The sequence below is a fragment of the Streptomyces sp. 5K101 genome (assembly GCF_046506645.1).
Classification (GTDB): domain Bacteria; phylum Actinomycetota; class Actinomycetes; order Streptomycetales; family Streptomycetaceae; genus Streptomyces.
Genome location: NZ_JBKFFO010000007.1, coordinates 236,887 through 250,716, shown reverse-complemented (window position 1 = coordinate 250,716; position 13,830 = coordinate 236,887). Strand labels below are relative to the sequence as shown.

Below are 13,830 nucleotides of genomic sequence, written 5' to 3'. Positions count from 1 at the left end.
GCCCGACAACACCACCCAGCCTATGCGGCCGGGGGGCCGTGCGGCTTCGACATCCGGGCCGCTTGCGGGCTCGGTGCCCCGCCGGCACGTGGCCTGCGGCAGGATGGACGCCACCTGGTGCGTATGCGTCATTCGCTTGCGTATTGAAGACAACCGCTGGAGACGCCTGGTGAGTTCCCCAGATCCGCAGGTTCGCGCAGCGCGAAACCACTCAACCGCGGCCGCCGGCCGCGTGCCCGAGGGGCGTGGCCCCGTCGTGGCCGTCACCGGTGCCGCCACGGGCGTCGGCGCGCTGCTCACCAGGCGCCTTGCCGCGTCCGACGACATCAAACAGGTCATCGCGATCGACGAGCGCCGCGGCGAGGTCCCCGAGGCGCACTGGCACGTGCTCGACGTCCGTGATCCGGCGATCGCGGAGAAGCTGCGGGGCGCCGACGTGGTGGTGCACCTCGCGCTGGACCTCGACCTGGAGACCGACACGGCCGCCCGTACCGCGTACAACGTGCGCGGCACGCAGACGGTCCTCACCGCCGCCGCGGCGGCCGGTGTCCACCGGGTCGTCCTGTGCACCTCCGCGATGGTCTACGGGGCGCTGCCCGACAACGACATCCCGCTCTCCGAGGACGCCGAGCTGCGCGCGACCGCCGAGGCGACCGGCGTCGGCGACCTGCTGGAGATCGAACGCCTCGGCCGCCGCGCGCCCCGCGCCCATCCGGGGCTGAACGTCACCGTGGTCAGGCCGGCCGTTCTCGTCGGCGGCACGGACACCGCGCTGACCCGCTACTTCGAGTCGCCCCGGTTGCTCGTGGTGGCCGGATCCCGGCCGGCCTGGCAGTTCTGCCATGTCGAGGACCTGGTGAGCGCTCTGGAGTACGCGGCGCTGGAGAAGGTCGAGGGGGAGCTCGCCGTCGGCTGCGACGGATGGCTGGAGCAGGAGGAGGTCGAGGAGCTCAGCGGCATCCGCCGGATGGAACTGCCCTCGGCGGTGGCCCTGGGCGCGGCCGCCCGGCTGCACCGCATCGGCCTCACGCCCTCCCCCGCGGGCGACCTCGCGTACACGATGCACCCCTGGGTGGTGAGCGTGAGCCGGCTGCACGACGCGGGCTGGCGTCCGGGGTGGACGAACGAGGAGGTGCTGGCCGCCCTGCTGGAGGAGGTCGAGGGCCGGCACACCGTCGCGGGCCGCCGCCTCGGCCGCAAGGACGCCACGGCCGCCGGCGCCGCGGGCGCGACGGTCGCGCTGCTGGGCACGGCGGCGCTGGTGCGACGAGCCCGCAAGGCACGCCGAAGGATCTAGGTCCTCCTCCTTTGCGGTGCCGGGGCACGCGCGCCCGGCACGATCCGAAAGAGGAGGCCCAGGCCGCAAGGACCTGTGCGGAAGGCCGCGCCCCTGTAGGAGACTCCAAGCCCGTTCGGGGCCGAACCGTGCCAAGGGCTATTCCGCGCTGTCGGTGCCGTGCGGCACGATGGCCCCATGGCACGCACGTACGACCACCCCGGCGAGCAGGCGGCGCAGGACCCCATCCGGCTGCTCGCGATCCGTGACACCCCGCTCTCCGTCGACGAGGTCTTCGCGGCCGTGGGCGACGACGCCGCGGGCGGCACCGCGCTGTTCGTCGGCACCGTGCGCAACCACGACGGCGGCGCCGATGTCGACACGCTGGGTTACTCCTGCCATCCGACGGCGGAGGCGGAGATGCGCCGCATCGCCGAGAAGGTGGCCGCCGAGTACCCGGTCAGGGCGCTCGCCGCCGTCCACCGTGTGGGTGACCTGGCGGTAGGGGATCTCGCCGTGGTGGTCGCGGTTTCGTGCCCGCATCGCGGGGAGGCGTTCGAGGCCTGCCGGAGGCTGATCGACGACCTCAAGCACGAGGTGCCGATCTGGAAGCACCAGAAGTTCTCGGACGGCACCGAGGAGTGGGTCGGAGCCTGTTGAGCTCCAGGCGCAGGGCTGGGCGTCCCCGCCGAAGGCAGGGGGAGGGGGGAGCCTGCTGAGCGCCGGTGCAGTCCCGGCGCCGCTTCCCTGACAAGCCGTCAGTGCGCTTCCTCCGGTGAAACCCGTCGGCCCTCATCCGCCCCGATTTGCGTAACCGCACCCCTGCCGTGAGCGTTGATCTCACAGATGGCTAATCTGCTGATCACTCAGGCGTTCGCTCATGGGGTAGGGAGGTCGCGATGGCAGTTCTGGCCTGGTTGCTGATTCCGCTGTTCACTGCTGTCGGTGCGGCGATATGGGCCGGCTGGGCCCAGCGGAACCGCACGACCGGGGACATCGCCGAGCTCGCCGGGTACGCGCGCTTCCGTGACGCGATGGAGAAGGCCGCCTCCGGTACGGATGCCGTCCGACAGTGATCCCGAGCGGGCGCAGGTGCCGGAAGGCCCTCGTGCGGACCGGCCCCGGCCGTCCTCGCACAGGCTCGTCCCGTACTGTCGTTCCATGCCACGCCGCACTGCGACGATGCTCGCCTCCACCCTCGTCTTCATCGCGCTGCTCTGCGCAGGCGTCTTCTTCAAGGTCCCGTACGCGGAGATGTCGCCCGGCCCGACGGTGAACACCCTGGGCGCCGCCGACGGCGAGCCGGTACTCAAGATTTCCGGCCGCAAGACGTTCCCGACCACCGGGCACCTCAACATGACGACCGTCAGGGTGACCGGGGCGGACTACGAGATGAGCCTCGTGGAGGCCCTCTACGGGTGGCTGGCCCACGACAACGTGGTGGTGCCGCACGACACCCTCTACCCCGACGGGAAGACCGAGGAGCAGTCGACGCAGGAGAACGCCGAGGAGTTCAGCCAGTCCCAGGAGAGCGCCAAGGTGGCGGCGCTGAGGGAGCTGAAGATCCCGGTGGCGTCGCGGGTGGTGGTCGCCAGCGTCGTCAAGGGCTCCCCCTCGGAGGGCAGGCTGCATGCCGGCGACGTCATCCGCGCGGTGGACGGCACCGAGATCAAGGATCCCGGGGACGTCGCCGAGCAGGTCGTGAAGCACAAGCCGGGCGAGGACGTCGTCTTCACCGTCGTCCCCGCCAAGGCCGCCGCCGCTGCCGAGAAGGCGGGCAAGGAGCCCCAGGCCACCCGGAAGGTCACGATCACCGCGGTGAAGGCCCAGGACGACAACCGCGCGATCGTCGGTATCCAGGCCGGTCCCGACCACACCTTCCCGTTCACCATCGACATCAACCTCGCCGATGTCGGCGGCCCGAGCGCCGGTCTGATGTTCGCCCTCGGCATCGTCGACAAGCTGACCGAGGAAGACCTCACCGGTGGGAAGTTCGTCGCCGGGACCGGCACGATCGACGAAGACGGCAAGGTCGGACCGATCGGCGGCATCGAGATGAAGCTCGTCGGCGCGCGCAAGGCCGGCGCCGAGTTCTTCATGACCCCCGCAGGCAACTGCGCCTCCGCCGCCTCGGACATCCCGGACGGCCTGACGCTGGTCAAGGTCGACACGATGGCCGACGCGACGAAGTCCCTGGCGAAGATCCGCTCAGGCGACACCGAGGACCTGCCGAGCTGCACGAAGGGCTGAGCCCGGCAGACGCCGGCCGCCCCGCCCCGGCAGACGGCGGCCACCCGGGCTGACCGCGGTCCGCCCGCGAGACGGCGGCCACTGGCGAGGCGGGCTGAGCCCGGCGGCCGCCCCGCCCCGGCGGACGGCGGCCACCCGGGCAGACAGCGCCCGCCCTGCAGACGGCAGCCGTCGGCGGGGCGGGACACACGGCGCCCTCGCCGCGTCCGGCCCGTCGGGCTCGGATCAGTCCTCGAACGTCGCCGCCAGGGCCTCCGCGAGGCCCGGCACCAGGCCGCCGCCCGTCAGCACCTCGTTCGGCGAGTCCTTCTCGCGCAGGCGCAGGGCCGACTCCCGCGCCCCGTCGCGGAGCACGGCCACCGTCATGCGGACCTCCTGGCGGTCCGGGTGGGAGGCGACCCAGGTGGTCAGGGCCGCCTCGTCGAGGCCGTCCGGGACGGAGGCCTCGGCGGACGGCGGCAGCATCAGGCGCTCCACCGTCAGCGCGCAGCCGACGACCGCGTCGGGCCAGGCGATCGTGCCGAGGAACTCGTCGAGCGGGGTGCCGGCCGGGATCTCGTCCTGCTCGATCGGGGTGAGCGGGGCGGCCGCGTCGCCCTCGTCGAGGCCGAGCTGGGCGGCCAGACCCGGCTCCTGGGAACGCAGCTGGGCGGTGTCGACCAGGGCGAAGAGCCGGGCCGGCTGGTCCCAGCCGAGCGTGGCGGAGTACTCGTCGATCTCGAGCACGGCGCGGGTGAGCGGGCTCGCGGCGATCGGGCCCGAAGGGGGCTGGTTGTCGGGGGCGGGGGAAGAAGCGTTGGACATGGTCAATATCCTGCCTCCTTCCTGCCCCGCGGCGGGAACTAGGTAAAGCCTCAGTAAGTTGCATCAGTGGGGCTCTACGATCGCGGGGCCCGATTCACACGACCGCGAACTTCGAGGTGCGCACGTTGGCTTTCCAGATGCCGGACCGCGGCGGAGGCCCGACCGGGCCACGGATGAGAGTGGGCCGGCCGTCCCGGCGTGTCCGGACCCTGCTCATGACACTGGGCGTCCTGGCCGCACTGGCCATGGTGTTCGTCATGTTCGCCGGGTTCTGGACCGACTGGCTCTGGTACCGCTCCGTCAATTACTCCTCCGTCTTCACGACCACCCTGTGGACCAAGATCGGATTGTTCGCCGTCTTCGGCCTGCTCATGACAGCGGCTGTCGGCCTGAACATCTGGCTGGCCCACCGGCTGCGGCCGCCGCTCAGCGCGATGTCGCTGGAGCAGCAGAGCCTCGACCGGTATCGCATGGGCATCGCCCCGTACAAGAAGTGGGTGCTCCTCGCGATCACCGCTCTTGTCGGGCTGATCGCCGGCGCCTCCGCCACCAGCCAGTGGCGGACCTGGCTGATGTGGGTGAACGGCGTGCCCTTCGGCCAGAAGGACCCGCAGTTCCAGATGGACGTCGCGTTCTACGCGTTCGACCTGCCGTGGTACCGCTTCCTGCTCGGCTTCGGCTTCGCGGCCGTGGTGCTGTCCCTGATCGCCGCCGCCCTGACCCACTACCTGTACGGCGGGCTGCGGATCACCAGCCCGGGCGCGCGGGCGACGGGCGCGGCCACCGGCCACCTGTCGGTGCTGCTGGGACTGTTCGTGGCGCTCAAGGCCGTGGCGTACTGGCTCGACCGGTACGGACTCGCGGTCAAGTCGAGCGACTTCAAGGCCACGAGCAACTGGACCGGCCTGCGCTACGTCGACGCCAACGCGTATCTGCCGGCCAAGACGATCCTGTTCTGCATTGCGGTGATCTGCGCCGTGCTGTTCTTCGCCACACTCTGGCGCCGGACCTGGCAGCTGCCGATGATCGGCTTCGGGCTCATGGTGCTCTCGGCCATCCTGATCGGCGGGCTCTACCCGGCGATCGTGCAGAAGTTCCAGGTCCAGCCGAACGAGCAGGCCAAGGAAGCCGAGTACATCCGGAAGAACATCGAGGCGACGCGCAAGGCGTACGGCATCGACGGCGTGAAGCCTACGGACTACTCGGGTCGCGGACAGATCAAGGACGCGGAGGAGCAGCGCAAGGACGCCGACTCGGCGGCCAGCTACCGCATAAACGACCCCAACATCGTGTCGCCCACGTTCCAGCAGCTGGAGCAGGAGCGGAAGTACTACCAGTTCCCCTCCACGCTGGACATCGACCGGTACAAGGGCCAGGACACCGTCATCGGTCTGCGTGAGCTCAACCTCCATGGCGTCGACAAGCGCAACTGGATCAACGACCACTTCACGTACACCCACGGCTACGGCGCCGTCGCCGCGAAGGGCACGGACACCGCCAGGGGCACCGGCGGCGCCCCGGAGTTCACCGAGTCCGGCCTCCCCTCCAAGGGCAGCCTCGGCGACTACGAGCAGCGGATCTACTACGGCGAGAAGACCTCCCAGTACTCGATCGTCGGCGGGCCCCAGAAGGAACTCGACTACGAGAAGGACGGCGGCGGTCAGGTCACCACGAGCTACGCGGGCAAGGGCGGCATCGACCTCTCCGGCGCGCTCAACCGCGCCGCGTACGCCGTCGCGTTCAGCGAGCCGCAGATCCTGTACTCAGGGGCGATCGGCGAGGGTTCGAAGATTCTCTACAACCGCACGCCCAAGGAGCGTGTCGAAGCGGTCGCCCCGTGGCTGACCATCGACGGCGACGCCTACCCGGCGGTCGTGGGCAAGCGGATCCAGTGGGTCGTCGACGCCTACACGACGACCAACGGCTATCCGTACGCGTCCCGTACGACGCTCGGGGAGACCACCTCCGACTCGCTCACCGACCGGCAGCGCGCGGTGGTCGCCCAGCAGAACCAGGTCAACTACATCCGGAATTCGGTGAAGGCCACGGTCGACGCCTACGACGGCACCGTGACCCTGTACGAGTGGGAGGAGAACGACCCGGTCCTCAAGACGTGGAAGAAGGCGTTCCCCGGCACGGTCAAGCCGAAGTCCGACATTCCGGACGAGCTGAAGGCCCATCTGCGGTACCCGCAGGACATGTTCAAGGTCCAGCGCGAGCTGCTCTCGCTGTACCACGTCACCGAGCCCGCTCCGTTCTACAACGCGAGTGACGCCTGGCAGGTGCCGAACGACCCCACCAAGGCCGACAGCAACGCGGTCCCGCCGTACTACCTGTCCCTCAGGCTGCCGGGGCAGGAGCAGCAGCAGTTCTCGCTGACGACGACGTTCACCCCCAGTGGACGGCCCAACCTGCGGGCCTTCATGGCGGTCGACGCCGACGCCATGAGCCGCGACTACGGCAAGATCAGACTGATGCGGGTGACGGACGACAAGGTCGACGGGCCCGAGCAGGTGCAGAGCCGGCTCAACAGGCACGACCCCATCGCCACCTTCGTCCGCGACCTCAAGGGCGCCGACTCGACCATCAAGTACGGCAACCTGCTGACCGTCCCCCTGGACAGCGGCTTCCTGTACGTCGAGCCGATCTACGCCCAGGGCCGCGGCTCGGAGTTCCCGCTGCTGAGCAAGGTGGCCGTGGTCTACGGCCAGCGGATCGGCTTCGCCGACGACCTGGGCGGCGCGCTGTCGCAGGTGTTCGGAGAGGCCGCGCCGGACGAGGGGACCACCCCGCCGACCCAGCCCGAAGAGCCGCCGACGCAGCCCGCCGAGCCGCCCGCCACGGGCGAGGCTGCGCTCAAGGACGCCATCCAGGACGCGCAGAAGGCGTACTCGGATGGCCAGGCAGCCATGAAGCGGGGCGACTGGACGGCCTACGGCAAGTCGCAGGACGAGCTGCAGAAGGCACTCCAGCGGGCCGCGGACGCCGAGGCCCGGCTGAAGGAGCCGGGCCAGGGCGGCTGACGGGATCCACCCCGCGTCGTGATACCTTTACGGCACAACGACGCGGGGTGGAGCAGCTCGGTAGCTCGCTGGGCTCATAACCCAGAGGTCGCAGGTTCAAATCCTGTCCCCGCTACTGGAAGAAGAGGGCCCGGATCCTTGAGGATCCGGGCCCTCTTCGTGCTGACCTGACACCTTCGGGGGGTTCTCTCCCGAAGTGCGTGCCGGAGTGCGCGAGTTGGGCACGGGCGTGTTTGACTTATCTCTCTGTGGGCATGTCGACAAAACGCTGAAGTGACCTCACTGGCTGCGGTATACCAGGTGTACGCGGGTTGCAGGTGGTGCGACGATGGAATGTATGGGGGACAGGGCAACTCTGTTGGAGACAGGGCGGTTTGCACAGCCGCATGCAGGGAACGCGCCGGACGCGATGCATCCCGTCGACGCCGTCGAGGTCGTGGACGCGGGGAACGCCTCCGGTCGCGGCGACGACGTCGTCACGACCGGAGACATCGGAGCCGCGGCGAACGTCGATGCCGAGGAGACCGCCGGCATCGAGGCACGCCACCGCAGCGCCGCGGACCACGGCGACACGGCGTCGATGAGTGTGCTCGGCGCACTCCTGCTGCGCCGGGGGGATCTGGACGGCGCCGAGCCCTATCTGCGCGGCGCGACCGCCGACGGCGACCGCGCGGCCGCCAACAACCTGGGCGTCCTGCTGCACCAGCGCGGCTACGCGGACGAGGCGGCCGGCTGGTGGCGCATCGCCGCGGTCGCCGGTTCGGCGGCCGCCGCCCACGCACTCGGGCGTCACTTCCGCGAGCGCGGCGACGAACCGGCCGCCGAGTACTGGCTGCGCCAGTCCGCCGAACAGGGCCATGCCCTCGGGGCGTACGCACTGGCCGACCTGCTGGAGCACCGCGGTGAGGACGGGGCCGAGCGCTGGCTGCGCACGGCCGCCGAGCAGGGGCACCGCGAGGCCGCGTACCGCCTGGCCAGGGCGCTGGAGCGCCGCGCCGCGGAGGAGACGCGCAAGGGCGAGGGCGTCGGCCCGCTCGGCCCGCCCGCCACGCCGTCCCGTCCCGCGCCGGGTGGCCGCCGTGCCCCCGGCTCGGGCGCCGGTGGCGCCCGCGCGGCCGGCGCCGCGCGGGGTGACGGAGTGCCGAGCGGCCGGAAGCCGGGTGGCGGCGTGCGTGCGGAAGGGGCCCGCGGGGGCTGGCAGACGGATGCCGGGCTGCGCGTGCTCGCCGAGGCGGAGGCCGCCCGCCCCGGCGGTGTGCGCGAGCCGAGCCCGCTGGACGAGGCCGTCCAGTGGCACCGGCAGGCCGCCGCCCGCGGGCACCGGCGCGCCGCCCTGCATCTCGGCGCCATCCTCGAGCGGCGCGGCGAGCTGAAGGAGGCCGGCCGCTGGTACCTGACGGCCGCCAAGGACGGCGAGGCCCGGGCCGCCTGCGCGCTGGGGTTCCTGCTCCGGGACGCGGGCGACGAGGAGAGCGCCGCCGTGTGGTGGCTGCGCGCCGCCCAGGAGGGCGACGGCAACGCGGCGAACGCCCTCGGCGCGTTGCATGCCGCCCGTGGCGAGGCACAGAGCGCCGAGCGCTGGTACCGCGCCGCCATGGACGCGGGCGACGTGAACGGCGCGTACAACCTCGGGCTGCTGTGCGCCGCCCAGGACCGCACGGCCCAGGCCGAGCAGTGGTACCGCCGCGCCGCCTACGCGGGCCACCGCGAGGCCGCCAACGCGCTCGCCGTCCTACTCCTGCAGGCCGGGGACCACGCCGGAGCCGAGCCCTGGTTCTCCAAGGCGGCCGAGGCGGGCAGCGTCGACGCGGCGTTCAACCTGGGCATCCTCCACGTCGGCCGGGACGACGACCGCACCGCGCTGTCCTGGTACGAGCGTGCAGCGGCGGCCGGACACACCGAGGCCGCGCTCCAGGTCGGCATCGCCCGGCTCAAGGAGGGCGACGAACAGGCCGCCGAGCGCCACCTGCGGTGCGCGGCGGGCGGCGGGAGCGCCGAAGCCGCGTTCCGGCTCGCCACTGTGCTGGACGCGCGCCGGCCCCCGCCGGGCCCGCCGGCCCTCGGCGAGCCGATGGCGGAGAAGAGCGAGTGCGAGGAGTGGTACGAGCGTGCCGCGGAGCAGGGGCACCGCCGCGCCCAGGTGCGGGTCGGCATGCTCGCCGCGGCCCGCGGGGACACGGCCGAGGCGGCCCGCTGGTACCGCGAGGCCGCGGAGGCCGGCAGCCGCAGCGGCGCGTTCAACCTGGGGCTGCTGCTCGCCCGCGAGGGCAGCGAGCGGGAGGCCGCCCTGTGGTGGACCCGCGCGGCGCGGGCGGGGCACGGCAGGGCCGCCCTGCGGCTCGCGTTGCTTGCCGCCCGCAGGGGCGAGCTCGCCGAGGGGCAGCGCTGGTGCGCCCGGGCGGTCGAGCTGGGGCCGGCGGAGGTCGCGGAGCGCGCGGCGAAGCTGCGTGAGGCGCTGATCCAGGAGCTGACCGCGTAGCCGGGGGCCCGGCGAGGCCGCGGGAAGGGATTTGCTCTGGTCCACGGGGTCCCGTAAGGTGGTGTTCACCGACGCGGGGTGGAGCAGCTCGGTAGCTCGCTGGGCTCATAACCCAGAGGTCGCAGGTTCAAATCCTGTCCCCGCTACTGAAACGAAGGCCCGGATCCTGGAGATCCGGGCCTTCGGTCGTTTCCGGCCGCCCGATTCCCCTGCCGGACCGCCCGGACCGCCCGGACCCGCATGGACCGCCCGGACCCGCATGGACCGCCCGGACCGCCGGACCCGACTACCGGACCGCCCGACCGCCGACCACACGGACCCGATCCGGCCCGTGATCGAGCCGGTCCGTGATCCCATCCCGCCCCGCGACCTGACGAAGAAGGGCCCCGACGATCGTGTCGGGGCCCTCCGTGGTGGTTACGTGCTACGCGGCAGCGCAGTTCGGGCAGGTGCCGCGGTAGGTCACCTCGACGTCCGAGATCGTGAAGCCGAAGCGCTCCGAGTCGGGGAGGTCGGCCAGCGGGTTGCCCGACGGATGGACGTCACGGATCGCGCCGCACTGGGCGCACACCAGGTGCTGGTGGGGCCGGTGGGCGTTCGGGTCGTAGCGCTTGGCGCGGCGGTCGGTGGCTACCTCCAGCACCTCGCCGAGGCTGACCAGCTCGCCCAGCGTGTTGTAGACGGTGGCCCGGGAGATCTCGGGCAGGCGCTCCACGGCGCGCGCGTGGACCTCGTCGGCCGTCAGATGGACATGGTCGCCGTCGAGGACCTCGGCCACGACGCGCCGCTGCGCGGTCATGCGCCAGCCGCGTCCGCGGAGTCGTTCCAACAGGTCACTCATAGGGCCAGCGTAACAGTGAGGGCCCCCAGGTCCCGAACGGGTGTGACTTTGGATGTTAACTTGACTTAGACAAAGTCCATCGTAGGATCGGGACCAGCGCTTACCAGGACAGGTAGTGCTGAATTCGATCAATGGGCAGAACGACGCAGGAGGCGCACGTGACGCAGGGACCGCTCACCACGGAGGCCGGAGCCCCGGTCGCCGACAACCAGAACAGCGAGACGGCGGGCGTCGGCGGTCCGGTTCTCGTCCAGGACCAGCTCCTCCTCGAGAAGCTCGCGCACTTCAACCGCGAGCGCATCCCGGAGCGCGTGGTCCACGCCCGCGGCGCCGGCGCGTACGGCACCTTCACGCTCACCCGTGATGTCTCGCAGTGGACGCGTGCGAAGTTCCTCTCCGAGGTCGGCAAGAAGACGGAGACGTTCCTGCGCTTCTCGACCGTCGCGGGCAACCTGGGTGCGGCGGACGCGGTCCGCGACCCGCGCGGCTGGGCGCTGAAGTTCTACACCGAAGAGGGCAACTACGACCTCGTCGGCAACAACACCCCGGTGTTCTTCATCAAGGACGCCATCAAGTTCCCCGACTTCATCCACACCCAGAAGCGCGACCCGTACACGGGCAGCCAGGAGGCGGACAACGTCTGGGACTTCTGGGGCCTGTCGCCCGAGTCCACCCACCAGGTGACCTGGCTGTTCGGCGACCGCGGCATCCCCGCCTCGTACCGCCACATGAACGGCTACGGCTCCCACACCTACCAGTGGAACAACGAGGCCGGCGAGGTCTTCTGGGTCAAGTACCACTTCAAGACCGACCAGGGCATCAAGAACCTCACCCAGGACGAGGCCAACAAGCTCGCCGGTGAGGACCCCGACTCCCACCAGCGCGACCTGCGCGAGGCCATCGAGCGCGGCGACTTCCCGACCTGGACCGTGCAGGTGCAGATCATGCCGGCGGCCGAGGCGGCGACCTACCGCTTCAACCCGTTCGACCTCACCAAGGTGTGGCCGCACGAGGACTACCCGCCGATCGAGATCGGCAAGCTGGAGCTCAACCGCAACCCGGAGAACATCTTCGCCGAGGTCGAGCAGTCCATCTTCAGCCCCGCCCACTTCGTGCCGGGCATCGGTCCCTCGCCGGACAAGATGCTCCAGGGCCGCCTGTTCGCCTACGGCGACGCCCACCGCTACCGCGTCGGCATCAACGCCGACCACCTGCCGGTGAACCGCCCGCACGCCACCGAGGCGCGGACGAACAGCCGTGACGGCTTCCTGTACGACGGCCGCCACAAGGGCGCGAAGAACTACGAGCCCAACAGCTTCGGCGGCCCGCACCAGATCGACCGCCCGCTGTGGGTCGGCTCCGCGGTCACCGGCGTGACCGGCGACCACGCCGCGCCGTCGCACGCCGAGGACAACGACTTCGTGCAGGCGGGCAACCTCTACCGCCTGATGTCCGAGGACGAGAAGGGCCGTCTGATCGGCAACCTCGCCGGCTTCATCGCCAAGGTGTCGCGCGACGACATCGCCGAGCGTGCGATCAACAACTTCCGTCAGGCGGACGGCGACTTCGGCAAGCGGCTCGAAGCCGCGGTCCAGGCCCTGCGCGGCTGACCCGCTTGTCGTGGCCGGAGGGCCGGATCCCTGTTCGGGGGATCCGGCCCTCTCGGTGTCTGTATGCGGTCGCGCCCGTTCGTCTGTGCGGGTCCGGTCAGCCGGTGATGGATCCCGCGTGCCGCCGGGCCGGGGCCCAGCAGCGGATGATGTCGCGGACGGAGACGACGCCGATGGGGCCGCCGCCGTCCATCACGATCAGATGGCGGAAGCCGCCGTGCGCCATGGCCCCGGCCGCCTCCTCCAGGGTCCAGGAAGGTGCGGCGAACACGACGTCGGTGGTGGTGTGCGTTCCGGCGGTCTCCAGGTCCGGGTTCTGACCCGAGCCGACCGAGTTCAGGATGTCGCGCTCGGTGAGGATCCCGAGCCCCAGGTCGCCGTCGAGGACGACCGCCGCGCCGACACGTCGTGCGGCCATCAGACTGGCCGCCTGGCGGAGTGTGTGTGCGGGTCCGATGGTGAGGACCACCGTGCTCATGGCGTCACGAACGAGCATGGACGGAGCCACCTCCTTGGTGTACCGGTCGTTAGGGAACCGATTCACAAGTTCACAAGTGGGGGGACTTTCAGAGTTGCAGTCCCCCACCCGGGCAGCAAGGGGGCGTGCGCGGCGTATTGGGCCGCGCACGAGAGTTTCCGATGGCGCGGGCGTGCGCCGTGCGGGGTCAGTACCGCTGGTTCAGATAGCCCAGGAGCTCGCGGTGCAGCAGCCCGTTGGACGCGGCGGCGTTGCCGCTGTGCGGTCCGGGAGTGCCGTCGAGGCCGGTGAACGACCCGCCCGCCTCCTGCACCACGATCGCGGGGGCCGCCATGTCCCACAGCGACAGCTCCGGTTCGGCGCAGATGTCCACCGAACCCTCGGCGACCATCATGTACGACCAGAAATCGCCGTAGCCCCGGGTGCGCCAGCAGGCACGCGTCAGGTCCAGGAACCCGTCGAGACGTCCTTGCTCCTCCCAGCCGCTCAGCGAGGAGTACGCGAACGACGCGTCCTGCATCCGCTCCACCTTCGAGACATGGAGCCGCGTCGCCGACGTCAGACTGCGGCCGGTGTACGCGCCCGCGCCCTTCGCCGCCCACCAGCGGCGGCCCAGCGCCGGGGCCGACACCACGCCCACCACCGGCTCGAACCCGCTCTCACCCGCCTCCATCAGCGAGATGAGCGTCGCCCACACCGGAACGCCGCGCACATAGTTCTTGGTGCCGTCGATCGGGTCGACGACCCAGCGCCGTGGACCGGTGCCCTCGATGCCGTACTCCTCGCCGAGGATCGCGTCGCGCGGCCGTGCCCGCTGGAGCTGGCCGCGGATCAGCTCCTCGGCCGCCTTGTCGGCCTCGCTCACCGGCGTCATGTCCGGCTTGGTCTCGACCTTGAGGTCCAGGGCCTTGAACCGCTCCATCGTGGTGGCGTCGGCGGCGTCCGCGAGGACATGGGCGAGGCGCAGATCATCGTGGTAGTCGGGCATGTCGCCACTCTATCGGTGCAGGAACGGGGTGTTCCTGGCGGCGGCTGCGGCCCCGAGGCGCGCTGTCCCTTGACAGCCCCG

The 13,830-nt window shown here is 71.1% G+C and carries 11 protein-coding genes and 2 tRNA genes; 9 read left to right on the top strand and 4 right to left on the bottom strand.

Annotation, left to right across the window (positions count from 1 at the left end; all coding sequences use genetic code 11):
• Positions 1 to 169 precede the first annotated feature (169 nt).
• The 4 genes from ACLB9X_RS16420 (at position 170) to ACLB9X_RS16405 (ending at position 3,526) form a co-directional block, all read left to right on the top strand.
• Positions 170 to 1,297, top strand: a complete 1,128-nt coding sequence (locus tag ACLB9X_RS16420) for an SDR family oxidoreductase (protein ID WP_410361089.1) — start codon at positions 170 to 172, stop codon at positions 1,295 to 1,297.
• Positions 1,298 to 1,474: 177 nt separating this feature from the next.
• Positions 1,475 to 1,936 carry a molybdenum cofactor biosynthesis protein MoaE gene (locus ACLB9X_RS16415; protein ID WP_410361088.1) on the top strand — a complete coding sequence of 154 codons (462 nt, stop codon included), beginning with the start codon at positions 1,475 to 1,477 and terminating at the stop codon, positions 1,934 to 1,936.
• A gap of 239 nt (positions 1,937 to 2,175) precedes the next feature.
• On the top strand, positions 2,176 to 2,352 hold the full coding sequence (locus ACLB9X_RS16410) for a hypothetical protein (RefSeq protein ID WP_410361087.1): 177 nt from the start codon (positions 2,176 to 2,178) through the stop codon (positions 2,350 to 2,352).
• Positions 2,353 to 2,437: 85 nt separating this feature from the next.
• Entirely contained in the window at positions 2,438 to 3,526 is a 1,089-nt protein-coding gene (locus tag ACLB9X_RS16405) for a PDZ domain-containing protein (protein WP_410361086.1), read from the top strand.
• Positions 3,527 to 3,751: 225 nt separating this feature from the next.
• Here ACLB9X_RS16405 and ACLB9X_RS16400 read toward each other — a convergent pair whose 3' ends face one another.
• On the bottom strand, positions 3,752 to 4,330 hold the full coding sequence (locus tag ACLB9X_RS16400) for a PPA1309 family protein (RefSeq protein WP_410361085.1): 579 nt from the start codon (positions 4,328 to 4,330) through the stop codon (positions 3,752 to 3,754).
• Positions 4,331 to 4,467: 137 nt separating this feature from the next.
• Between ACLB9X_RS16400 and ACLB9X_RS16395 the strand changes: the two genes are divergently transcribed.
• The 4 genes from ACLB9X_RS16395 to ACLB9X_RS16380 all read left to right on the top strand — a co-directional run bounded on the left by ACLB9X_RS16395 (position 4,468) and on the right by ACLB9X_RS16380 (position 9,978).
• On the top strand, positions 4,468 to 7,353 hold the full coding sequence (locus ACLB9X_RS16395; protein WP_410361193.1) for a UPF0182 family protein: 2,886 nt from the start codon (positions 4,468 to 4,470) through the stop codon (positions 7,351 to 7,353).
• A 41-nt stretch (positions 7,354 to 7,394) separates the two neighbouring features.
• Positions 7,395 to 7,468 (top strand) — tRNA-Met (locus ACLB9X_RS16390).
• Positions 7,469 to 7,681: 213 nt separating this feature from the next.
• The gene (locus ACLB9X_RS16385; protein ID WP_410361084.1) at positions 7,682 to 9,832 is read left to right on the top strand and encodes a sel1 repeat family protein; all 2,151 of its coding nucleotides are present in this window, start codon (positions 7,682 to 7,684) and stop codon (positions 9,830 to 9,832) included.
• 72 nt (positions 9,833 to 9,904) lie between these two features.
• Positions 9,905 to 9,978 (top strand) — tRNA-Met (locus ACLB9X_RS16380).
• Between the two features lie 278 nt (positions 9,979 to 10,256).
• On the opposite strand, the gene ACLB9X_RS16375 is transcribed toward ACLB9X_RS16380, so the two are convergent.
• Positions 10,257 to 10,673, bottom strand: a complete 417-nt coding sequence (locus ACLB9X_RS16375; RefSeq protein ID WP_410361083.1) for a Fur family transcriptional regulator — start codon at positions 10,671 to 10,673, stop codon at positions 10,257 to 10,259.
• Between the two features lie 131 nt (positions 10,674 to 10,804).
• On the opposite strand from ACLB9X_RS16375, the gene ACLB9X_RS16370 reads away from it, so the two are divergent.
• Entirely contained in the window at positions 10,805 to 12,283 is a 1,479-nt protein-coding gene (locus tag ACLB9X_RS16370; RefSeq protein ID WP_410361082.1) for a catalase, read from the top strand.
• Positions 12,284 to 12,380: 97 nt separating this feature from the next.
• Here ACLB9X_RS16370 and ACLB9X_RS16365 read toward each other — a convergent pair whose 3' ends face one another.
• Positions 12,381 to 12,779, bottom strand: a complete 399-nt coding sequence (locus ACLB9X_RS16365; RefSeq protein WP_410361081.1) for a cyclic nucleotide-binding/CBS domain-containing protein — start codon at positions 12,777 to 12,779, stop codon at positions 12,381 to 12,383.
• A 169-nt stretch (positions 12,780 to 12,948) separates the two neighbouring features.
• On the bottom strand, positions 12,949 to 13,749 hold the full coding sequence (gene hisN / locus ACLB9X_RS16360; protein WP_410361080.1) for a histidinol-phosphatase: 801 nt from the start codon (positions 13,747 to 13,749) through the stop codon (positions 12,949 to 12,951).
• Between the last annotated feature and the right edge of the window lie 81 nt (positions 13,750 to 13,830).

Coding starts and splice junctions, on each gene's coding strand:
- ACLB9X_RS16415 (WP_410361088.1), top strand. CDS start 1,475: ATGGCACGCACGTACGACCACCCCGGCGAGCAGGCGGCGCAGGACCCC.
- ACLB9X_RS16410 (WP_410361087.1), top strand. CDS start 2,176: ATGGCAGTTCTGGCCTGGTTGCTGATTCCGCTGTTCACTGCTGTCGGT.
- ACLB9X_RS16405 (WP_410361086.1), top strand. CDS start 2,438: ATGCCACGCCGCACTGCGACGATGCTCGCCTCCACCCTCGTCTTCATC.
- ACLB9X_RS16400 (WP_410361085.1), bottom strand. CDS start 4,330: ATGTCCAACGCTTCTTCCCCCGCCCCCGACAACCAGCCCCCTTCGGGC.
- ACLB9X_RS16395 (WP_410361193.1), top strand. CDS start 4,468: ATGCCGGACCGCGGCGGAGGCCCGACCGGGCCACGGATGAGAGTGGGC.
- ACLB9X_RS16385 (WP_410361084.1), top strand. CDS start 7,682: ATGGAATGTATGGGGGACAGGGCAACTCTGTTGGAGACAGGGCGGTTT.
- ACLB9X_RS16375 (WP_410361083.1), bottom strand. CDS start 10,673: ATGAGTGACCTGTTGGAACGACTCCGCGGACGCGGCTGGCGCATGACC.
- ACLB9X_RS16370 (WP_410361082.1), top strand. CDS start 10,805: ATGGGCAGAACGACGCAGGAGGCGCACGTGACGCAGGGACCGCTCACC.
- ACLB9X_RS16365 (WP_410361081.1), bottom strand. CDS start 12,779: ATGCTCGTTCGTGACGCCATGAGCACGGTGGTCCTCACCATCGGACCC.
- hisN (WP_410361080.1), bottom strand. CDS start 13,749: ATGCCCGACTACCACGATGATCTGCGCCTCGCCCATGTCCTCGCGGAC.